We start from the raw sequence: 22,158 nt of genomic DNA on the forward strand, positions 1-22,158 counted from the left end.
ACTAATTAACGTTTTACTTTACGTATGCGAGTAATTGCGTTATACGAGGTCATATATGTAGAGAATGGTAGGATAAAATCAAAAGAAAAAACGAGCCCTAATCTAATAGATAGCTCGTTTTTTTCTGAAAAATACATCTTGGCTAAGAGGATTGCTCTCTTTTTATTTTTAGTTTCACCGTCCAAAAAGCAGCAAGCATAATCGCTGCGATACAGCCGCTAATTGTACCTATTAATTTAGCGTACGGAAGGCTATTCATGTCGCTATTGAGAAAAAACATTATGCATAGGATTGCAGGGAAAAGATATAGATAATATAGGCGCTTTAGTCGTTTATCTTTCATCATGTACTCAGCCCTCTCTATTATTTAATATCCTTATTATAACACAAAAATTACCATTTTTTTGCAATATCCTAATTTAAAAATTAGCCAGTTAGTTGAGTTTACGAAAGTTATTACTGTTTTTAAATACGAATGGCGTCATACACAAAAATAAGAAAAATTAAGGTTTTCATCAGAAAAAGATAAGATTCATCGTGTAATATAAAAAGTACCTGTCGTGGAATCGTACAAACTTTGATGTTTGTACGATTTTTTTTAGAAAAGAACTATTTCAAATACTAGTGAAACTAGAAATTTTGGAATAGCCCTTTTGTCTTCAATAAAGCCATCTAAGTTTTCTTCTTTATATCAGCTAATTTTTCTTTTGCTAAATTCAATGCAATTGCATCGTCTAAATAGCCAATTGGATTGCATTATTCATTTCAGATTTTATCATATTTAGCGAGAAGACCCTTACCTCAAGCGTGTAACGGTAGGTGGGGGTAGTTCAATGCAAATCTAATTGGAGCAATTGTACTTAGTGTAATTGGAGTATTTGCCTTATGTCAGCCAGTATTAAATAAACAAGATGATACGCATAAGAAGAAAGGGAATATGTTTATGAGGGTACTGGGTAATCCGGAGAATGCTGATTTCGATGGTTCTAAAACAATTAGCCTTTCCGAAGCACTTGTATTAGGGACGCATTATCAATTAATAATATTGCAGGAGGATTTGATGCAGGAATAACAAATTTGAATCTTTGGTGGACTGCAATTGTTTCTGGAGTTTTTAGCTTCGCTTGTATTAGTGGTTTTTCATATGTAGGAAAGAGGTTTTTAGCGGAATACTTAGGAAAATGGGGAACGATTATTGCTGGCATTTTACTCATTCTTATCGGAATTGATCAATTGATGTGAGAGGAGATTGGAAAACAATATTCGCATATTTCCTCGGAAATACAACAAAATACTGCATATATCGATATGTTTTTCTTCATACTAACATTGATTTCTTTTAAAGAAAGGGGGATAAGTATGGGACGTGGTAAAGCATTTGATCATAAGAAAAAAGGTCATGATCATCAGCCGCCTAAAGGGGCATTTATTCATAAGGATGTAAATGAGCATACGTTAGAAGAGGAAGAATTACCAGTTAATATTGAAACGTACAAAAATAGTTTGAAAAAACATTAAAGCACCTATATAGGTGCTTTTTAGCGTATGTCCTCAATTAATTGCTTTGATTCTTCATACATGCCATATTCCCCTAGAACTTGGATACAACGCCATTTTAATTCCTCAATACTTGGTTCAAGTTCTTCCGGGAGGACATGATGAATGTCTTCAAGCCCCATTCCAAAATGAATAAGCTCTAGCACTTGATCATCAATATTTCGATCCATTAGTAATTCTAATACTTCTAAATTGAATATGTATCGATAAGCTTCATCGGGGGAAACAACTTTTAATTTTAAGCTTTCTACAATACTGAGTATAAAAAGAAGAATGGTTTTTTCTAGGACAGGCTGGTCCTCCATTTGAAAAATAAGTTTCATTTTTTTACACCTCCACCGAATAGCGTTAGGTTGTACTATATTATTCGGGAGGGGGGAAGAAATATGCATAATAAAAAAAGTTATCCTGCCAAAAGCGAACAGGATAACTTCGTATTTAAAAAATACTCCAGCCTTCTTGAGCGGAAAGAAGCTCAAGAATTTTAAAACCAGCGATACTATTTCCATTTGCATCTAAAGCCGGTCCAAAAATACCGATTCCCATTTCGCCTTTTACGCAGCCGAAAATACCACCAGCTACACCACTTTTTGCAGGAATGCCAACGCGAATTGCAAATTCACCAGATTCGTTATACATGCCACATGTTACCATAAATGTTTTGCAAATCTTTGTTATATGTTTTGGAATAATTTGTTTTTTCTTATATGGATCGTAGCCATCCATTGCGAAGATTAAACCAATACGTGCTAAATCAATACAGTTTACCTGGATAGCACATTGACGTGTATATAAATCCATTAATTCTTCGATATTACCATCAATGATGCCGTTTTGCTTCATGTAGTAGCAAAGAGAACGATTTAAGTAAGCTGTTTCTAGTTCAGAGATGGCTACTTTTGAAGAGTAATTAATTGTAGGATTATCTGTAATATCACGTACAAAGCGGAGAATCCGTTCCATCTTTTCTTCGTTACTATCTCCTGTAAGCATACTTGTAATAGCTAATGCACCCGCGTTAATCATTGGATTAAGGGGTTTAGAAGGGCTAGTTGTTTCTAGCTTAATAATAGAATTAAATGGGTCCCCAGTGGGTTCCATCCCAACTTTAGAGAATACATATTCTTCACCACGATCTAGAAGAGCAAGTGCAAGTGTGATTACTTTTGAAATACTTTGAAGGGTGAAGAGTGTTTGTGAGTTACCAGCATGGATATATTCTGTCTCTCTATGGTAGATAGCAATCCCTAAATCATCTGGATTTGCATTTCCTAGTTCGGGGATATAAGTAGCAAGTTTACCTTTTTTTGTATATGGTTTTACTTGATCTAACAGTTGTTGTAAGTTATTTGTCTCGATACACTGCATAATACCAACGCTCCTGTTCCTTTTTCACTAAGTTTACTGTTCCCTATAGACTTGGAAATAAATAATAACATGAAAAAGTGGAATGATAAAATGAAACTTCCATTTTAAATAAAAATTGCAAAACAGGAATAAAATCTTTCTTTTTAGGTGGTAGAGAAGCAGTTAGAGCCTCTGAGAACGAGTGCAGGTCATCATTTGTTCTACATAGCAACGGCTTATATATTAAACAATCAAAATAGATACAGATACATAGGTTCCGGCTACCTAGTTTTTAATCATATTCGTTATTAGAACGGAGAAGTTTCCTTTTATATAACAGTTTGGAAATAGAAAAGATATCTATAAAAAGCTCAAAAATAAAAACTACACATCTATACAACTATATGTTATCATGATTATGTAATAGAAAGCGTTTTCTAAATCATACTTATTAATGATAACGATTTCATAAATTGAATAGGGGGAATTACAATGTTGCAGTTTTTACAACGTATTGGTAAAGCGTTAATGCTTCCAATCGCAGTACTGCCAGCAGCAGGACTGTTGCTTCGTTTAGGTCAACCAGACGTATTTGATATTCCTGTTATGGCACAGGCCGGTGCAGCAATCTTTGATAACTTAGCACTTATTTTTGCAATTGGTGTTGCAATCGGTTTGTCTGTTGATGGTAGTGGTGCCGCAGGTCTTGCAGGTGCGATTGGTTATCTAGTTATGAAGAATACAACGAATACTTTAAGTATTGGTTATTCAACAGCAGAATTAAATGATAAATTAAAAAGTGTTCAAGATTTATTAGGAACAGTTGATCCAAGTAAGTTAGCGGATACAATGACAAAAGTTTCAAAAGCAGCGACTTTAACGCCGAAGATAAATATGGCTATACTTGGCGGTATTATTGCTGGGGTTGTTGCCGGGTTATTATATAACAAATTCCATAAAATTAAATTGCCAGAATGGTTAGGGTTCTTTGCGGGAAAACGTTTTGTACCAATTATTACTTCTGTTGTCATGCTTCTTTTAGGATTAGTATTCGGTCAAATTTGGCCAACAATTCAAAGTGGTATTGATGCGGTAGCACACGGTATTGTAAACTTAGGTGCGATTGGCGCTGGACTATTCGGTTTATTAAACCGTCTATTGATTCCAATTGGTTTACACCACGTAATGAACACATATTTCTGGTTTGTACTTGGTGACTTTACAAATGCAGCAGGTGATGTTGTTCATGGTGATATTGCACGTTTCTTTGCGCAAGATCCATCAGCAGGTATGTTTATGACTGGTTTCTTCCCAATCATGATGTTTGGTTTACCAGCAGCATGTTTTGCAATGATTGCAGCTGCGAAACCGGAAAAACGTAAAATGGTTACAGGTATGTTAGGTGGACTTGCATTAACTTCATTCTTAACTGGTATTACAGAACCAATTGAATTTTCATTCATGTTCTTATCACCAGTATTATATGGTATCCATGCTATATTAACGGGCATTTCTTTATTTGTTACAACAACACTTGGCATTCATGATGGTTTCTCATTTAGCGCCGGTGCGATTGATTATTTCTTAAACTTAGGTATTGCAACAAAACCGTTATTATTAGCGGGAATTGGTTTAATTTATGCAGTAATTTACTTCGTGGTATTCTATTTCCTAATCAAGAAATTTAATTTGAAAACTCCAGGTCGTGAAGACGATGAAGAGTTAGTGGCAGAAGATGATGCACCAGTTGCAGGATCGATTGGTGAAACTTACGTAGCAGCTTTAGGTGGAAAAGACAATTTAACAGTCATTGATAACTGTGCGACTCGTTTACGCCTACAAGTAAAAGATGCAAACTTAGTAAATGAACCAGCATTAAAACGTGCCGGTGCAAAAGGTGTTATGAAGTTAAGTAATACAAGCGTACAGGTTATCGTAGGTACAAACGTTGAGTCTGTAGCTGATGATATGAAAAAACACGTATAAATGATTGTGAAAGAGGATGTTCAAAAAGATCGGTAAAATTGATTTTTTTGAGGACATCCTCTTTTTTTATGAGAAGTTTATCCGGAATCTTACCTTTGAAAATATTCTTTTTCTTTTTTGTACATATTGGTTGGTAATACGTTCGGCACATGATAAAGTAAGGATGATATAAAATGAAATTTCCATTAGTTAGAGAAAACTAGGGAGCATATTTTTATAAATTGATTAAATTATTGGTAAATAAGGGGAAAGCAACCATGAATGAAGAAAAGGATAGTGTCAGTATGGTGGCTCGTCGTAGACGTAGACGTGGACGTGGACCGATTACATATATAAAAAGAACAGCCATTTTCTTTGTATTGTTTTCACTTGTATATTTAGGGTATACAAAAATCACTTCACATAGTAAGAAAGAGAATGCCTCAAAAGCAACTACAGAAGTAAAGAAAGAAACGGTACAAAAACAGCCAGAACAGCTTCCAAAAGTGCCGGAGCAAGCTAAGGCGGCGGAACAATCAGCCGAAGGCCCCCCACAAGAAATTAATGAGAATGCTGAGTTAGATGAGTATTTAAAGAGCAAAGGTTTTAGTGGAACAGCAGTTGTTGTAAAAAATGGAAAAGTACTCCTGAATAAAGGGTATGGGCTGGCAAATCGAGAGAAAAATATACCAAATAATGCAGAAACAACATTTTACATCGGTTCGATTTCAAAAGCATTTGTAGCAACAGCAATTATGCAGCTGAAAGATCAAAAGAAAATTCAACCAGAGGATACGGTAGCGAAATATATTCCTGATTTTCCAAGAGGTGGAGAAATCAAGCTGGTTCATCTATTGACACACACATCTGGAATTCCTGAATATGAGACAGGGACAGATGATATTTCTCATGAGGAATTGTTGAAGCGAATTGGACAGCAAAAACGTTTGTTTAACCCAGGTGAAAAATGGAAGTATTCGGATTCAAACTATTCAATACTTGGTTACATCGTTGAGAAAGTTAGTGGGCAGCCGTTAGAAGAATACATTAAACAACATATTTTTGATGTTGTGGGCATGAAAAATTCAGGCTTTGGTACTGAATTAGAGAAAACAAAGTATCCTTCTACGGGTTATAAGGTTGTAAATAATAATATGACAGTACCTCCTATTCCTAGCATGTCACAATTATATGGGAATGGCGATATATATACGAGTGCAAATGATTTATATTTATTTAATGAAGCACTATTTTCTGGTAAGCTAATATCCAAAGAGAGCTATGATCAAATGTTTACAACATTTAAAAAAGATTATGGATTTGGATGGTATGTAAACCCTGGAAGCTACTCTAATCACGGTGTAATGCCAGGGTGGAATTGTTTAAATGGATTTAGTAGAAGTGGCAATGTATATGTTATTTTATTATCTAATATTCAAAATAACATTAAATCATTTGGCTCTTTGAATAATGATATTTATACGATGTTACAGCATATTGAAGTGTAAAAGACTATCTTTTGAGATGGTCTTTTTTTCATGTAAATTGAGAAAGAAGGTGAATTTATGAGTAAGCGTTGTTTAATTACAGGTGGAGCAGGGTTTATTGGATCTCATTTAGCAGAAGAACTTCTTAAAAGAGGGCATCAAGTAACAATAGTTGATAATTTTTATAAAGGAAAAAATAAATATCATATAGAGCTAATGAAGTCTATTCCAATTATTCCAATTAGCATTTTAGCTAAAAGTGAAATTTATGAATTGGTAGGTCAACATGATGTTGTATTTCATTTAGCAGCCATTTTAGGTGTGAAAGCGACAATGGAAAAAAGTATAGAATTGATTGAAACGAATTTTGATGGAACGCGTAATATTTTACAAGCTGCATTAAAAGGAAAAAAGAAAGTTATTTTTGCATCTACTTCTGAAGTATACGGAAAAGGACAACCACCTTTTTTAGAAGAAGGTGATCGCTTATATGGTTCAACATCAAAAATACGTTGGAGTTATGCACTTTGTAAAACATTAGAAGAAACGCTGTGTTTAGGGTATGCGTTACAAGGGCTCCCTGTCACAATCGTTCGCTATTTTAATATTTATGGTCCAAGAGCAAAGGATGGCCCATATGCTGGAGTAATTCCACGATTTGTTCGTGCGGCATTGCAAGGTGAGGATATTCTTGTTTATGGGGACGGAAAGCAGACACGCTGTTTTACGTATGTAAGTGATGCGGTAGAAGCAACAATTTGTGCAATGGATGAGAAAGTAAATGGAGAAATCATTAATATCGGATCCGAAAATGAAAAAAGTATACAGGAAGTAGCACAAGATGTTCAAAGATTCACGAATTCTTCTTCAAAAATCTTGCATGTTCCATTTGAAAAAGTATATCCACATGGCTTTGAGGAGATCCCGAATAGAAAACCGGATGTAACAAAATTAAAAGAAGTATTACAATTCCAACCTAGTGTGTCATGGGAACAAGGATTGGAGAAAACCATTGAGTGGTTTCGTGAGGGATATCATGGCTAAATCACTATCTGTTATTATTCCGGTTCATAATGAAATTGATAGTATTACTGATGTTATTCATTCTGTCCAACTTTTACAACCATTAGAAATTATTGTAGTAGCGAATGGGTGTACAGATGGTACGGATAAAATAGCTGAAAACCTAGGGTGTACAGTTCTTGTATATAAAGAAGCGCTTGGAAATGATGTTGGACGTGCGATTGGTGCGAAATGTGCAAAGGGCGATGTCTTATTATTTTTAGATGGGGATTTTGTGATAAAAACTTCCCAATTACAATTATTTCTCAATCCAATTTTGTATGATCAAGCAGATGTGGTGTTAAATAATTTTGATGCATTATTTTCAAAAAAACAAAGGCCACACTCTATTACTGTATGGCGTCAAATCTTGAATGCAATGTTGGAGAGGGAAGATTTAAAAATTGATTCCATTTTATCGGTTCCTCATGCATTTACAAGAGAGGTAGCACAGAGCATAGGGTATGATGCTTTTGTAAATCCGATTGTAGCCCATGTTCGTTTATTGCAGAACAAATGGAGGATTAGCCGTCATCATCAAATAGATGTAATTACCCCAAATAAGTTTCGGCCAGTTGAGCATGATGCGTACGGAACAAATCTTTCTCATTCAGAACAAAGAATGATAGGTGATCATATAGAGGCAATAGCAGAGTGGATGGAAACACGAGATAAACGTGGTGGGTATTGTGATGGGAAAAGACGAAGAGAGAGCATTTATCATACTTTAGAGTTTGCAAAGTTTTATCAGGGATGGGGAGTACAATCGAAATTATATAAAGGAAAACAGTTATCTATTGTTATTCCTGTACAAAATGAGGAAAGTACGATAGGTAAGGTTATAGAGGAAGTGCGTAAAATTGAGCCATTAGAGATTATTGTTGTTGTCAATGGATCTTCAGATGAGACGGCAAACATTGCTAGAAAAAATGGTGCAAAGACAATTGTGTATGAAGAGGCGCTTGGGAATGATGTAGGTCGTTCGATGGGAGCATATTTTGCTAAGGGCGATATTGTTCTATTTATAGATGGAGATTTTATTATCCCGGCACGTGATTTATATCCCTTTGCTAAAGCAATTGCAGATGGAAAAGATGTTACATTAAATGATTTAAATCATTATTTAGATTTACGAATTCCACTTCATCTTGTAACAGCATTTAAATATGCAATAAATCTTGCATGTAATCGAAAGGATTTAGGTGTGGGTTCTCTTATTGCTGTTCCGAATGCATTTAGTCGTAAGTGTTTAGAAGGTATTGGATATGATTCTTTATTATCCCCATGTGTAGCACAAATAAAAGTAATTCTCTCTGGTTTTGAGATTTCATGTGTAAGCCGCATAGATGTAGATGGAATGAATCGTATTCGTCCCAATCAACATTTCTCATCAATAGGACATCCTCCAGCTGTATTACGAATCATAGGTGATCATATAGAAGGGATAGATCAATTGGTGGAGGTAAAAGGTATTAGAGGAGGATTTCATGATGGAGGAAGAAACAGAAAGGTACTATAATTTGGGGACATCTTTTTCGGGTAGAAAAATTGTAGGAGAGAGTCTTTTCCATCTTGATGTTGTTATTATTGTAAATTAGGCATTAAAAGTAATGCATATTTATTACGAAAAAAAGTGTACCAAACAGGTACACTTTTTTCTATTCTGTTTTAAAAAAACTATAACAGAATAGGAGGTAAGGATATTACAGTTTAAAACGGGTATGATTCTTTATACTACAGAATAGGATTCGTTTATAAGAGTACCAAAAAAATACAGTTAAGGAAAGACTTAATTTAAAAGAGTTTAAATCGTACTTAACACTGTGTACATAGTAATATGCTCAATGTTTCACAAATGTGTCACAAGTATTCCGTTCGCTTTTTAAAAAAAGTAGTATTCTAAATGTGTAAGCTGTTATATAAAAAATCTTAGTCCTGTACTAATCAAAAAATGGAGGAGATTAGGATGACTGAAGTATTAGAAAATGTAAAAAATGCATGGGAAAACTTTAAAGGTGAAAAGTGGAGAGCAGAGATTGATGTTCGCGACTTCATTTTAAATAACATAAACGTTTATGAAGGTGATGATTCCTTCTTAACTGAAGCAACAGAAGCGACGAAACAACTTTGGGATCAAGTAATGGAGTTAACGAAACAAGAACGTGACAATGGCGGCGTCCTTGACATGGATACAGAAATTGTTTCTACTATTACATCACATGGTCCAGGATATTTAAATAAAGATATTGAAAAAGTAGTTGGTTTCCAAACTGACAAACCATTCAAACGTTCATTACAACCATTCGGTGGTGTTCGTATGGCAGAACTATCTTGTGAAGCTTACGGATATGAAATGGACAAAGAACTAAGCCGTATTTTCAGAGACTATCGTAAAACGCATAACCAAGGTGTATTCGATGCTTATACTCCAGAAATGAGAGCAGCTCGTAAATCAGGCGTTATTACAGGTCTTCCAGATGCATATGGCCGTGGTCGTATTATTGGTGACTATCGCCGTGTTGCATTATACGGTATTGATCGTTTAATCGAAATGAAAAAAGCAGATTTAAACTTAACAAGCAGTGTAATGAGCGAAGAGACAATTCGTTTACGCGAGGAGTTATCTGAGCAAATTCGTGCCCTTCAAGAATTAAAACAAATGGCAGCTTCTCATGGTTTTGATATTTCTAAACCAGCAACAAATACACAAGAAGCATTCCAATGGTTATATTTTGGTTACCTTGCAGCAATTAAAGAGCAAAACGGTGCAGCAATGAGTCTTGGCCGTACATCTACTTTCTTAGATATCTATGTTGAAAGAGATTTAGCAAACGGTACATTAACAGAAGAAGAAGTACAAGAAATTGTTGACCACTTCATTATGAAATTACGTCTTGTGAAATTCGCAAGAACACCTGATTATAATGAATTATTCTCTGGTGATCCAACTTGGGTAACAGAATCTATCGGTGGTATTTCACTTGATGGTCGTCCATTAGTAACGAAAAACTCATTCCGCTTCTTGCATACATTAGACAACTTAGGACCAGCTCCAGAACCAAACTTAACAGTTCTTTGGTCTAAACAATTACCAGAGGGCTTTAAAAACTACTGTGCGAAAATGTCTATCAAAACATCTGCAATTCAATATGAAAATGATGACATTATGCGTCCAGAATATGGTGATGACTACGGTATTGCTTGCTGTGTATCTGCAATGAGAATTGGTAAACAAATGCAATTCTTCGGAGCACGTGCAAACTTAGCGAAAGCATTATTATATGCGATCAACGGTGGTAAAGACGAAAAAACAAAAGCACAAGTTGGACCTGAATATGCACCAATTACTTCTGAAGTATTAGATTATGAAGAAGTTATGCGTAAATTCGATGTGACAATGGAATGGTTAGCAGGGCTTTACTTAAATACTTTAAATGTAATTCATTACATGCATGATAAATACAGCTATGAGCGTATCGAAATGGCACTTCATGATACAGAAGTTCTTCGTACAATGGCAACAGGTATCGCAGGATTATCTGTAGTAGCTGACTCTTTAAGTGCAATTAAATATGCGAAAGTAAAACCAATTCGTGATGAAAATGGTATTGCTGTTGATTTTGAAATCGAAGGCGATTTCCCTAAATACGGTAATAACGATGACCTTGTAGATGAAATGGCAGTAAGCCTTGTAAAAATATTTATGAACAAGCTTCGTAAACATAAAACATATCGTAACTCTGTTCATACAATGTCAATCTTAACAATCACATCTAACGTTGTATACGGTAAGAAAACTGGTAACACACCAGATGGCCGCCGCGCTGGCGAACCATTCGCACCAGGTGCAAACCCAATGCACGGACGTGATACAAAAGGTGCACTAGCATCATTATTATCTGTTGCGAAATTACCATATGAAGATGCACAAGATGGTATTTCTAATACATTCTCAATTATTCCAAAAGCACTTGGTAAAGAAGAAGATGTACAAGTTCGCAACTTAGTATCTATGTTAGATGGATATGCAGTAAAAGAAGGACATCACTTAAATATTAACGTATTTAACCGTGAAACATTAATGGATGCAATGGAACATCCTGAAAAATATCCACAATTAACAATTCGTGTATCTGGTTACGCTGTTAACTTCATTAAATTAACTCGTGAACAACAAATTGATGTAATTAACCGTACAATGCATGAAAGCATGTAAGTAAAAAAGTTTCCCTCTGTTTTTCGTAGGGCGGAGGGGAGCTGTTTTAATAGAGGAGGAAGTAACATGGTAAAAGGAAGAATTCATTCTGTTGAGTCTTGTGGAACTGTTGACGGCCCAGGGATTCGTTATATCATCTTTACGCAAGGGTGTTTACTACGTTGTCAATATTGTCATAATGCGGACACGTGGGAAATTGGTAAAGGGAAAGAAATAACAGTCGAAGAAGTGATGCAGGATGTTACATGTTACATTCCTTTTATGGAAGCTTCCGGCGGTGGTATTACTGTAAGTGGCGGTGAGCCGCTATTACAGTTAGACTTTTTGATTGAACTGTTTAAGAAATGTAAAGAGATCGGCATTCATACGACAATTGATTCTTCGGGTGGTTGCTACTCTGAAGAGCCAGAATTCCAAAGGAAATTAGATATTTTAATGGACTATACAGATTTAGTATTATTAGATTTAAAACATATCGATCCTAAAAAGCACCGTAAATTAACTGGTAAAACGAATGAACACATTATACAATTTGCTCGTTATTTATCTGATAAACAAAAACCAATTTGGGTAAGACACGTATTAGTTCCAGGTGTTACTGATAGTGAAGAAGATTTGCAGAGATTATCTAATTTCATTCAAAGCCTTTCTAACGTAAAGAAAGTAGAAGTCTTACCATATCACAAACTTGGTGTATATAAATGGGAAGCGCTTGGACATAAGTATCCTCTTGAAGGGGTAGAACCTCCAACAGAAAAAAGTGTTCAAAATGCAAAAAATATTTTACAAGCAGTCTAATCCATTTGGATTAGACTTTTTGCTTTCTTTTAATAAAATCTAGAGTATATCTGAAGAAAAGAGTATACTGAAAGTAGAATATCCATATTTTTGTAAAGAAATAAGAGGATAAATTTACATAATTGTAAAGGGAAAACCAAATAGTACCAAGAATTAAGAAGTAGCAGGGCGAGTATCATGAAATATGATCATTTGTAAGTTATTGCGAAAGCACTTATAGGAAAGTATAATATAAAGATATGAGCACAGATAGGATTAAGGGGTCAATCTTATATGCTTTGCATATCCACGACAGGTACATAGCTAACATGAAAGTGTTGGAATCCAAACATGTAATTTTTTTTAGGAAAATGTTTTTCCTATTGTCGTATATGCAATATGGGAAAGCGAAAAAGCTAGGAGTGGATTTGTTTGATAAAAAACCCCAAGGTTTTAATATTAACTGCACATTACGGTAATGGTCATGTGCAAGTAGCAAAAACATTAGCACAAACATTTCGTCAAAAAGGAATTGAAGATGTGATTGTGTGTGATCTATTCGGAGAGTCACATCCGGTCATAACAGATATTACAAAATATTTATACTTAAAAAGCTATACAATAGGAAAAGAGCTATATCGCTTATTTTATTATGGTGTAGAAAAGATTTATGATAAGAAGATTGCATCGTGGTATGCAAATTTTGGAAGAAAACGTTTAAAAGTATTATTACATGCAGAAAAACCAGACATCGTTATTAATACATTTCCAATTATTGCAGTGCCAGAATTGAAAAAACAAACAGGTTTTTCAATTCCTGTTTATAATGTGTTAACGGATTTTTGTTTACACAAAATATGGATTCATCGTGAAGTAGATCGTTATTTTGTAGCGACAGATCAGGTGAAAAAAGTAATGGTTGAAATTGGTGTACCTTCAGAGCAAATCGTAGAAACTGGGATTCCAATTCGTAAAAACTTTGAGTTAACCATTAACCCAGAAATCCTATATAGTAAATATCAGTTATCTCGTGAGAAAAAGATTTTACTTATTGTAGCAGGTGCTCACGGTGTATTAGGAAATGTAAAAGAATTATGTCAATCATTTATGACAGTCCCTAATCTTCAAGTAGCTGTTGTTTGTGGGAAAAATGAAACTTTAAAACAAGAGTTACTAGGAATTAAGGAACAAAATCCTGAGGCATTAAAAGTATTTGGCTATGTAGAGAATATAGATGAGCTATTCCGTATTACCTCTTGTATGATTACAAAACCAGGAGGCATTACGTTAAGTGAAGCAGCAGCTTTACAAGTACCTGTCATTTTATATAAACCAGTACCAGGACAAGAAAATGAAAATGCAATGTATTTTGAAAAAAAAGGAGCTGCACTTGTCATTCGCGAAGATGAGGATGTTTTTGCGAAAACAAAGGCACTATTAGAAGATGATATGAAGCTCCTGCAAATGAAAGAAGCGATGAAAAGTATCTACCATCCAGAACCGGCTTGTCACATTGTAGATACAATTTTAGAAGAAAATCATGTGCAGCCTAATCATATACCAATTAAGTCACCGGCTCTTGCTCAATCTTTTACGTAGAATGAAACCCTCTTTTTATTTTGGAAGGGGGTTTTTGTTTTGTGTGAATTCCGTATAGTAAATAGAGTTAGTAAGAATGTATCCATCCATTGATGGTTAATAAAGTTGTATGTTATCCACAAAAGAAAAAGATTTTAATAGCCGGTAAAGTCTGAATATTAACAATGATATCCACATTATCCACAATTTTCAGAAAAAATATCCACAAATTAAACATCATATATGTGATTACTTTTATCCCGTCTTAACAGGCAGTAAGACCCTACGTCTCAAGATTCAGAGAGAAATAAAAAAGATAGAGGGAGATCAACTGCCCGTAAAGGCCTAATTGGTGAGGGCTAATAATCAGTGGGGGATGAAGAACCCCCACTGATTAAAGTTTCACGTTATAGTAATCCAAAAGAATTACTTAATTTATGCACAATTCCATTAATTCTGTGGATAAAGTTTTCCACAAAAAATACTCCTTATAGTATAAGGAGTAAATCTTTACTTTGTTATCCATAAAGTAAATGGTATGGATTGGTAGGGGAGAGTTGGAGATCTCCTCAATTTTCACTTTATGATTATACACCTTTAGGACGGTACCCAGCTGCACGATCTGCTCTTCGAAACTCTCGCTGATAAAGGACCTCTTGTGTACTATTTAATGTATTTCTTGCTTTCTCACGTTTCTTTCTATCCATTACAGATCACCTCGTGTCATAAAGTTATTACCTATCGTTTCCAATGACACAAGGAGATATACATAATAAACAAGTATATTCATTTTATAATTCGTTATATATTACGCTTCTTTTAAATGATGTGTATCTTGAAATGCAGTATCACGCATTGTAGTAAGTGTATATTGATCTTTAACAATTTCATATAAATTATACACTTCTTCATTTGCATTAATTTGATCATAAATAGCTTTTCTAGTTTCATTCGCTAGGTTTATATATGGTAGTTTTTCAGCTGCTTTAATCGAACGAATATTCACCTTACGAATGCGCATAAAAATTGTTTCAACATCCAATTCATAGAACAGCTCGCTGAAAAACGCATCTTTTGCTAATTTATTATAACCCTGTCCGTGATAAGGTTTCCCAAGCCATGTGCCAAGAAAACCAGCTTTTTCTTGCACATCAAATAAAGTAATCGTGCCAATAGGGTTTCCCCATTCATCTAAAATTGTGCGTGAAATTAATTCACCACGCTCTTCAGCTTCTATTGTTTGCTTTGTTAAAAATAAAAATTCTTCGTATGAATAAGCTTTTTGACGCACAAAAGGGAAGACAGCAGGATCCACCATCAAATCGTATAGAACGTGGCTGTCGTGTAAGTCGCGTTTTTTTAACATACTAACTCCTCCTCACATGAGGGTAGCATGACGAAAAAACACCCCACCCTCGAAATTTTTATATCAAACTTTAAAAAATTTCGGGGTGGGAATCGAACCCACTAGAACCAGTCTATAACGCTGGTGGCGCACCATTTGCCTTCCCCATTCATCAATTTGAAATGAATATCACGACACAAATTGATTATGGTTTCATTCAGTTTATAATCGTATAATACTTTATCTAGTCAAAAAAATAAACTAGTTTTTTTTATTTTTTCTATAAATTATTTTTCCATCAATCATAGTTAATACGGGCTTGGCTAAATAATGAAATGGATGATGTGTCCATAACACAAGATCAGCATCTTTTCCAGTTTCGATACTTCCAATTCTTTCCTCTAAACGTAGGTTTCGAGCAGGGAGGATTGTAATGCCTTCTAATGCAATTTTTTCATCTAACCCTTCCCTGACAGCGATGGCTGCACAAACATTTAAATATTGAATGGGAGTATAGGGATGGTCTGTTGTAATGGAAACTTCTATCCCATATTTTGATAAAGTATGGTACGTATCCCATGATTTATTTTTTAGTTCAATTTTTGAGCGGCGTGTTAATGTCGGACCAACAGAGATTTTTAAGTTTTGGTTGGCAAGCTCATTTACAATGAAGTGTCCTTCCGTACAATGTTCAATGCGTAAATCAAGATTGAATTCTTTTGCAAAGCGAAGAGCGGAAAGAATGTCGTCCGCCCGATGAGCGTGCATACGTACTGGGATTTCTCGGCGCAGTGCTTTTAGAATAGGAAGCATTCGAAAATCGGCTTCGTTTCCATAATGTTGTGCTTCGTAGAAAGATTCTCGAAGCAAGCCCATAATCCCCATACGAGTAATCGATTCTTTTGTGCCATTACTATGAACTCGTTTTGGATTTTCTCCAAATGCAATTTTTAACCCTGCAGGTTCTTGAATGATCATATGATCGATACAGGTTCCGGCAGTTTTAATTACACATGTTGTCCCGCCAATAATATTTTGGCTTCCAGGCATAACGTGGGCAGTTGTAACACCATTTTGAACCGCATCTTGAAAAGCAATATCAAAAGGGTGGATGCCATCTAAAGAACGGATATGTGGTGTTAATACTTCGGATGTTTCATTAGCATCATTTCCAGCCCATCCAGTCCCTTCATCGTATAGGCCAAGATGAGTATGCACATCGATAAATCCTGGTAAGAGGTGAAGGGCTCTTGCATCGATAACGGTCATATCTTGAGTTGGTTCAATATGTGGCTTTATCGCAGCGATTTTATTGTGTTTAACCAATACATCTCCTTGAAATTTAGAAGAAGTAATGGGATATACAATGGCTTGCTTAAATAGGGTTTTCATAGATACCTCTTTTCCATTGGCTAATAACCTTTAAATAATTAGTAAATAGAACAATTTTAATGGACGTATTTTAGAAGTACTACAGTGTATGCGATAGTATATTTTGTAATGCATGGTTTAATGTAGGAAAAGAATACTGATATCCATACTGTATTGCTTTGTTAGGCAATACATGTTGTCCTTGCAAAACAAGCATACTCATTTCTCCAAGTAAAGCGTGTAGTGCAAATGCTGGGACGGGAAGCCAGTGTGGGCGATGCATGACAATTGAAAGTGCCTTTCCAAACTCTTTCATTGTTGTAGGATTTGGAGACGTAATATTAAGAGGTCCTTCTATTTCTTTTGTATTTATTGCAAAATCAATCATGCGGATGGCATCATCTAGATGAATCCAAGATAGCCATTGATCGCCCGAGCCGATTGTTCCACCAATAAATAATTGATAGGGAAGCAACATTTTTGGAAGGGCACCACCATCTTTTCCTAAAACAATTCCAAAGCGTGTATAGACGGTTCGAATCCCGAGAGAGGTTGCGTGAGCGGCTGCTTCTTCCCATAATTTTACTGTGGCTGCTAAAAAATCACTGCCATTTTCTTTGTTCTGTTCTGTGAAAATTTTTGTTTCAGAAGTCCCGTAATAACCAATTGCGCTAGCGTTAATAAAAGTATGGGGTTTCTTCTGTAATGTTTGTAATTGTTTAATGAGACTATTTGTTGTATGAAGACGACTCGCTATAATGCTTTCTTTCTGCTTTTTTGTCCATCGACCGTTATTAATGGATTCTCCAGCTAGATTCACAAGCACATCAATAGAAGAAAGAGGGAATTTATGTGAATGTGCATTCCATTGGATGTATTGAATGTTAGAATTGAGAGGATTCTCTCTTTTTTTTCGGGTAAGAATGTAAATTGTGTATCCTTCTTTTAGGCTTAAAAAATTAGCTAATGCTTTACCGATAAAACCAGTTCCCCCAGAAATTGCGATTTTCAACTGAACTTCCTCCTCATTATATATATTCATGAAAAGCAAAATTGTTCCACAACTATGTTAAAATAGTAGCGAGGTGAAGAATATGGCTGTCATTACAAAAATAGAAGTACAAAAACGAATGAAAGAACGATTTAATATTTATATTGATAAAGGTCAAGGTGAAGAATACGGATTTAGTGTGAATCAAGTCACCTTAATCAAGCATGGTTTGCAAAAGGGGTTAGAAATTGATGAAGTAGAGTTAGCAAATATTTTGTACAATGAAGAAGTGCAAAAAGCATATTTACAAGCAATTTCTTATTTATCCTATCAAATGCGGACGAAACAGGAAGTAGAAGAATACTTACGAAAAAAAGAAATTGGACAAGCCATCATCTCTGAAGTTATTTCGAAGTTATTACATGATCGCTATATTAACGATAAAGAGTATGCCATTTCATATGTACGAACTCATAGCAATGTGAATCAAAAAGGACCGACTACTATTAGACGGGAACTTCTTGGTAAAGGTATTCAAGATATAATTATTACTCATAGTTTACAAGAATATCCGAAAGAGAAGCAAATTGAAAATGCCTTTGAGCTTGTAGAGAAAAAGAAAAAATCCTATCAAAAGCATTCTTTTTTACAAATGAAACTGAAGCTAGAAGAAATGTTAGTCCGTAAAGGATATAATCGTGATGTGATTCAAATTTGTCTAGAAGAATTAAAAGAGGAAAAGGATAGCGCACAGCAACAAGAGGCGTTGTTATATCATGGGAATAAGTATCATGAGAAGCATAAAAAACATGATGGATGGACATATGAAAATAAGATGAAACAAGCATTATATCGAAAAGGTTTTTCCATTGATGAGATAGACACATTTTTACAAATGAAACGTGAAGAGGGATGAGAGAATATGATGAATGTGCCAAAACGCTATAGTGAAATGACAAAACATGAGCTAAGAGAGGAAATTGGCATTTTAAAAGAAAAGGCTGTGAAGGCAGAACAACTGGGTATAGTAAATGAGTTTGATGTATTAATGAGAAAAATAGCAATGGCTCGTGCTTACATGCTAGATATAAACGCATTTCAGATTGGCGAAACGTATGAACTGATAGAGGAACCGGGGGTATTATTTACGATTACGTATTTCAATGGAGTATTTGCTTGGGGGCGTAAACAAAATGACACAGAGGAGATTGGTATTCCTATTTCGCTATTACAAGAGAGATAAAAAACCAGAGAGCCTTGGCTGCTCTGGTTTTCATTTTTGGTAGTTGTTAAAGGAGATAGGCATTTAAATTTGGCGTTTTCTCATTTCATTCGCTAAAATAATGAGAGACTGGGTTTGTTGCGTTTGTCCGTTTACTTGCGCTTTTGCATGTTTCGGACGCGCCCAGGTAGGGTTGAATAATTCAGAACGACGATCTAAATGATTACGGTAGCTCATCTTTATCACCTCATATAGGAAGTTAATTGCAATAACTCTTTAGAAATTACTATTGTTTTTACTCTTCCTGATGATTTGCGGCACGCATACGCTCTTGTGGGTGCGTGTTAATTGTGCCATTAGGCCTTTTCGAAGCAAAACGAGCTTTTGCTTTCGTTGGACCATCGATTTTGCTGTTGTTTTTTGATTCAGACCAAAATTCAGCTTGTCTACCCAAGAAGAACGCCCCCTCATTATTAATGATACTTGTTAAGAAGTATCGTTAATAGAATGTGCAAAATAGAGAAAATTATGCTTGAACATAAAATGAAACTTCTGTTGGCGATGGGAGAAGTTCATGAATGAGTGTATGCTTTTATTTATAATTTTGCTGTGGCAGTGAGGCTGCAGGGGAAAGTAGGAAATTAATTAAAGGAGAAATAAATAATGAATGATAAATATGAAGTATTAACAAAAGAATTACTTGAAAAAAATAGCTTTCTGTCTTATTCTCAGGCACGCGCATGGATTGAGCTATTGTGGGAGGACTTCCAAGTCACGTATGCAAAGTCTGGTCGTTATCAAGGTGAAGAAATGACGGAACAAATTGTAAGAGCATGGATTAATAATCATGGCGAACGTCTTCATGAAATTCGTACTAATAATCCGAAATACAGTCATTTGATTAATCAAGATGATCATTTAAAGCATTAAGAAAAGCGACCGAAGTTGGTCGCTTTTTTTAATGTGGAATCAATTCTAATTTTTTACGAAGTTTTTCTTCACTAAAAATCCAGCCAGTGTAGGAATTAATGATGTTTAAATTTTGATCCAGTTGGACGATTGCAACGAATGGGTAATAGTCTTTACTACGGTACCGTAAATCGATAAAACGCACTTCATAATAGTTGTCGTAATCAAAAATATCCCAGCGATATACAGGTGAAAAAGATAAAAAAGCAGAAATGTTTTCATCTTTTTGTGCAGCCTGCATAATTTTATTATCTGGAAGTGGAATACGATTAAATTTATCATGTACCATAATATGGCCGCGGTGCCAACGCGCGACATAGTATTTGTCTCTTGTAGTAATTGCCAAATGATAATGATAAAAACGATAGGAAGGAGAAATGATGACTTCCTCTACATTTTCAAATCGTTTGTAAACGACACTTTTGATATTTTGTCTCATTACAATCCGACCAATATAGTAGACAAACATTAAAACATATGCAGCTAAAGCAGTATATCCTTTATGTGAGCCGACGAGCATGCAGGCGATAGCGAGTATGTGGATAAAGAAGATTACGGCATCGAATGTATTAATTACACCTAATGCAACCCACTTTTTTGTGAAAGGCCGTAATGCTTGTGTACCATAAGCATTAAAAATATCAACAAACACATGAAGAAAGACGGCAATAAATGACCAAAGTAGTAGATGGATATATGGAGCTTCTGTAAAGAAGGCAAAGGCAATTCCACTTATAAGGAAAGACCAAATAATAACAGCAGGAATGGAATGAGTAATTCCACGATGGTTTCGTATATATTTTGCATTATTACGTAATTTTAAGACGGTATCAATATCAGGAATATTGGAACCGGCAATCGTTGCAAGCATAACAGCTTGTGGTCCGAAATCACTCTGGCTAATGGCCGGATCTAACGTTGCTAAACCACCTAATGTGACGCCCATAACAAGGTGAGTGGCTGTGTCCATGAAAACACACCTCCGTTTTTTATTAATGTAACTCTTTTTATTCGATATCTCAAGGCATTTGCCTTCAATTTCCTATATCATCTTACTTAAATTTTTTCCTAAAATCTTTATAATAGTACGTATATGCAAAAAAATGAGGGGGATCAAGTTTGACACTTGAAATATTAGATGATTTTAACATAGAGAAGTTTCAACATGATTTAATTAGTTGGTTTGAGAAAGAACAGCGTGACTTACCGTGGCGTAAAAATAAAGATCCGTATCGTGTTTGGGTTTCTGAGATTATGCTGCAACAAACAAGAGTAGAAGCTGTAAAACCATATTACGCAAATTTTATGAGAAAGTTCCCGACATTAGAAGCATTGGCATCGGCAGAGGATGAAAAGGTATTAAAAGCATGGGAAGGCCTCGGTTATTATTCTAGAGCTCGCAATTTACATGCAGCAGTTAAGGAAGTAAAGGAAGTATATGGCGGGAAAGTACCAAGTGATGTAAAGAAAATTGAAAAATTAAAAGGCGTTGGTCCATACACAAAAGGTGCGATTTTAAGTATTGCATACGGTATACCAGAGCCAGCTGTAGATGGGAATGTAATGCGCGTTTTATCCCGTATATTATCGGTTTGGGATGATATTGCGAAACCTAAGACACGAAAAGTATTTGAAGAAATTGTACGTGAAATTATTTCAAAGGAAAATCCATCCTATTTTAATCAAGGATTAATGGAGTTAGGTGCGCTCATTTGTATTCCAAAAAATCCAGCTTGTTTACTTTGTCCAGTTCGGGAACACTGTTGTGGTTATGCAGAAGGTGTACAGAAAGAGTTGCCAGTCAAAAGTAAGGCGAAAGCTCCTAAAATGGTACCACTTGTTGCGGGGGTATTGCAAACAGAGGATGGAAATTATGTAATTAACAAAAGACCAAGTACGGGATTACTTGCGAACATGTGGGAATTTCCGAATGTTGAAATCAATGGCGGGATTCGGAATCAAAAACAACAACTCATTGATTACATGAGGGAACAATTTTCCTTATCTATTTCCATTGATGAATATGCAATGAATGTCCAACATACGTTCACACATCGTACATGGGATGTATTTGTATTTTATGGAAAAGTAACAAGTACTATTAAAGAAACAGATACATTAAAAGTTGTATCTAAAGAAGAATTTGAGAAATTACCTTTTTCTAAATCGCATCGTACGATTTATGAAGAATGTGTGGAAAAACTTCAACCTTAATGGTTGAAGTTTTTTCGACATAAACATAACAATTACTTACAAATATTTCATATCCCC

General features: G+C 35.2%; 22 protein-coding genes and 2 pseudogenes. 13 read left to right on the top strand and 11 right to left on the bottom strand.

The features are described from left to right. Positions 1-142: 142 nt before the first annotated feature. Complete coding sequence (locus CN288_RS07755) at positions 143-346, bottom strand: hypothetical protein (protein ID WP_090693626.1); 204 nt, start codon at positions 344-346, stop codon at positions 143-145. A 326-nt stretch (positions 347-672) separates the two neighbouring features. Next, positions 673-750: pseudogene (locus CN288_RS29465) on the bottom strand (DNA-binding protein); the annotation flags it as partial. Between the two features lie 79 nt (positions 751-829). On the opposite strand from CN288_RS29465, the pseudogene CN288_RS07760 reads away from it, so the two are divergent. Both CN288_RS07760 and CN288_RS28670 read left to right on the top strand, forming a co-directional pair. Beyond that, positions 830-1,242 (top strand): annotated as a pseudogene (locus CN288_RS07760) (manganese efflux pump); the annotation flags it as partial. A gap of 117 nt (positions 1,243-1,359) precedes the next feature. After that, positions 1,360-1,518 (top strand): hypothetical protein, encoded by a 159-nt coding sequence (locus CN288_RS28670; protein WP_000532411.1) that lies wholly within the window; start codon positions 1,360-1,362, stop codon positions 1,516-1,518. A 20-nt stretch (positions 1,519-1,538) separates the two neighbouring features. Here the strand turns inward: CN288_RS28670 and CN288_RS07770 are convergent, their stop codons facing one another. Then, positions 1,539-1,880, bottom strand: a complete 342-nt coding sequence (locus tag CN288_RS07770; protein WP_026592506.1) for a DUF3969 family protein — start codon at positions 1,878-1,880, stop codon at positions 1,539-1,541. A gap of 115 nt (positions 1,881-1,995) precedes the next feature. Next, positions 1,996-2,925 (bottom strand): glutaminase A, encoded by a 930-nt coding sequence (gene glsA / locus CN288_RS07775; protein ID WP_098302067.1) that lies wholly within the window; start codon positions 2,923-2,925, stop codon positions 1,996-1,998. A 471-nt stretch (positions 2,926-3,396) separates the two neighbouring features. Here glsA and nagE point away from each other — a divergent pair, with 471 nt between their 5' ends. From nagE to CN288_RS07815, 7 genes are all read left to right on the top strand, one after another. Beyond that, positions 3,397-4,890 (top strand): N-acetylglucosamine-specific PTS transporter subunit IIBC, encoded by a 1,494-nt coding sequence (nagE, locus tag CN288_RS07780; RefSeq protein ID WP_026592508.1) that lies wholly within the window; start codon positions 3,397-3,399, stop codon positions 4,888-4,890. Between the two features lie 257 nt (positions 4,891-5,147). Beyond that, complete coding sequence (locus CN288_RS07785) at positions 5,148-6,377, top strand: serine hydrolase domain-containing protein (protein ID WP_098302068.1); 1,230 nt, start codon at positions 5,148-5,150, stop codon at positions 6,375-6,377. Between the two features lie 57 nt (positions 6,378-6,434). After that, entirely contained in the window at positions 6,435-7,400 is a 966-nt protein-coding gene (locus CN288_RS07790) for an NAD-dependent epimerase/dehydratase family protein (RefSeq protein ID WP_026592514.1), read from the top strand. Beyond that, complete coding sequence (locus CN288_RS07795; protein ID WP_026592515.1) at positions 7,393-8,937, top strand: glycosyltransferase family 2 protein; 1,545 nt, start codon at positions 7,393-7,395, stop codon at positions 8,935-8,937. Before CN288_RS07790 ends, CN288_RS07795 begins: the two co-directional genes overlap by 8 nt. A gap of 447 nt (positions 8,938-9,384) precedes the next feature. Beyond that, entirely contained in the window at positions 9,385-11,634 is a 2,250-nt protein-coding gene (gene pflB / locus CN288_RS07805; RefSeq protein WP_098302069.1) for a formate C-acetyltransferase, read from the top strand. 66 nt (positions 11,635-11,700) lie between these two features. Next, a complete protein-coding gene (gene pflA / locus CN288_RS07810) occupies positions 11,701-12,432 on the top strand; it encodes a pyruvate formate-lyase-activating protein (RefSeq protein WP_098302070.1) in 732 nt (243 codons plus the stop codon). A 411-nt stretch (positions 12,433-12,843) separates the two neighbouring features. After that, the gene (locus CN288_RS07815; RefSeq protein WP_098302071.1) at positions 12,844-14,010 is read left to right on the top strand and encodes a diglucosyl diacylglycerol synthase; all 1,167 of its coding nucleotides are present in this window, start codon (positions 12,844-12,846) and stop codon (positions 14,008-14,010) included. A 566-nt stretch (positions 14,011-14,576) separates the two neighbouring features. Here CN288_RS07815 and CN288_RS07820 read toward each other — a convergent pair. From CN288_RS07820 to CN288_RS07835, 4 genes are all read right to left on the bottom strand, one after another. Further along, complete coding sequence (locus CN288_RS07820; RefSeq protein WP_003194890.1) at positions 14,577-14,696, bottom strand: YfhE family protein; 120 nt, start codon at positions 14,694-14,696, stop codon at positions 14,577-14,579. 101 nt (positions 14,697-14,797) lie between these two features. Next, positions 14,798-15,355, bottom strand: coding sequence for a GNAT family N-acetyltransferase (locus CN288_RS07825; RefSeq protein ID WP_098302072.1), 558 nt, complete (start codon positions 15,353-15,355; stop codon positions 14,798-14,800). A 240-nt stretch (positions 15,356-15,595) separates the two neighbouring features. After that, the gene (locus CN288_RS07830; protein WP_026592520.1) at positions 15,596-16,726 is read right to left on the bottom strand and encodes an amidohydrolase; all 1,131 of its coding nucleotides are present in this window, start codon (positions 16,724-16,726) and stop codon (positions 15,596-15,598) included. Positions 16,727-16,805: 79 nt separating this feature from the next. Continuing rightward, positions 16,806-17,717 carry a TIGR01777 family oxidoreductase gene (locus tag CN288_RS07835; RefSeq protein ID WP_098302073.1) on the bottom strand — a complete coding sequence of 304 codons (912 nt, stop codon included), beginning with the start codon at positions 17,715-17,717 and terminating at the stop codon, positions 16,806-16,808. Between the two features lie 82 nt (positions 17,718-17,799). Between CN288_RS07835 and recX the strand changes: the two genes are divergently transcribed. Beyond that, positions 17,800-18,612, top strand: coding sequence for a recombination regulator RecX (gene recX, locus CN288_RS07840; protein WP_026592522.1), 813 nt, complete (start codon positions 17,800-17,802; stop codon positions 18,610-18,612). A 9-nt stretch (positions 18,613-18,621) separates the two neighbouring features. Continuing rightward, positions 18,622-18,939 (top strand): YfhH family protein, encoded by a 318-nt coding sequence (locus CN288_RS07845; protein WP_090693694.1) that lies wholly within the window; start codon positions 18,622-18,624, stop codon positions 18,937-18,939. A 63-nt stretch (positions 18,940-19,002) separates the two neighbouring features. Here CN288_RS07845 and CN288_RS07850 read toward each other — a convergent pair whose 3' ends face one another. Together CN288_RS07850 and CN288_RS07855 are read right to left on the bottom strand one after the other, a co-directional pair. Then, positions 19,003-19,155 carry a YpzG family protein gene (locus tag CN288_RS07850; protein WP_000122139.1) on the bottom strand — a complete coding sequence of 51 codons (153 nt, stop codon included), beginning with the start codon at positions 19,153-19,155 and terminating at the stop codon, positions 19,003-19,005. A gap of 58 nt (positions 19,156-19,213) precedes the next feature. Further along, positions 19,214-19,372, bottom strand: coding sequence for a small, acid-soluble spore protein K (locus CN288_RS07855; RefSeq protein WP_018767248.1), 159 nt, complete (start codon positions 19,370-19,372; stop codon positions 19,214-19,216). 209 nt (positions 19,373-19,581) lie between these two features. Here CN288_RS07855 and CN288_RS07860 point away from each other — a divergent pair, with 209 nt between their 5' ends. Next, positions 19,582-19,848 (top strand): YfhJ family protein, encoded by a 267-nt coding sequence (locus CN288_RS07860; RefSeq protein WP_090693653.1) that lies wholly within the window; start codon positions 19,582-19,584, stop codon positions 19,846-19,848. Positions 19,849-19,876: 28 nt separating this feature from the next. On the opposite strand, the gene CN288_RS07865 is transcribed toward CN288_RS07860, so the two are convergent. Further along, positions 19,877-20,857 carry a metal-dependent hydrolase gene (locus tag CN288_RS07865; RefSeq protein ID WP_026592525.1) on the bottom strand — a complete coding sequence of 327 codons (981 nt, stop codon included), beginning with the start codon at positions 20,855-20,857 and terminating at the stop codon, positions 19,877-19,879. A 149-nt stretch (positions 20,858-21,006) separates the two neighbouring features. On the opposite strand from CN288_RS07865, the gene mutY reads away from it, so the two are divergent. Then, the gene (gene mutY, locus CN288_RS07870; RefSeq protein WP_098302074.1) at positions 21,007-22,101 is read left to right on the top strand and encodes an A/G-specific adenine glycosylase; all 1,095 of its coding nucleotides are present in this window, start codon (positions 21,007-21,009) and stop codon (positions 22,099-22,101) included. Positions 22,102-22,158 lie beyond the last annotated feature (57 nt).

The sequence above is a fragment of the Bacillus sp. AFS023182 genome, from assembly GCF_002560575.1.
GTDB classification, from domain to species: Bacteria; Bacillota; Bacilli; order Bacillales; family Bacillaceae_G; genus Bacillus_A; species Bacillus_A arachidis.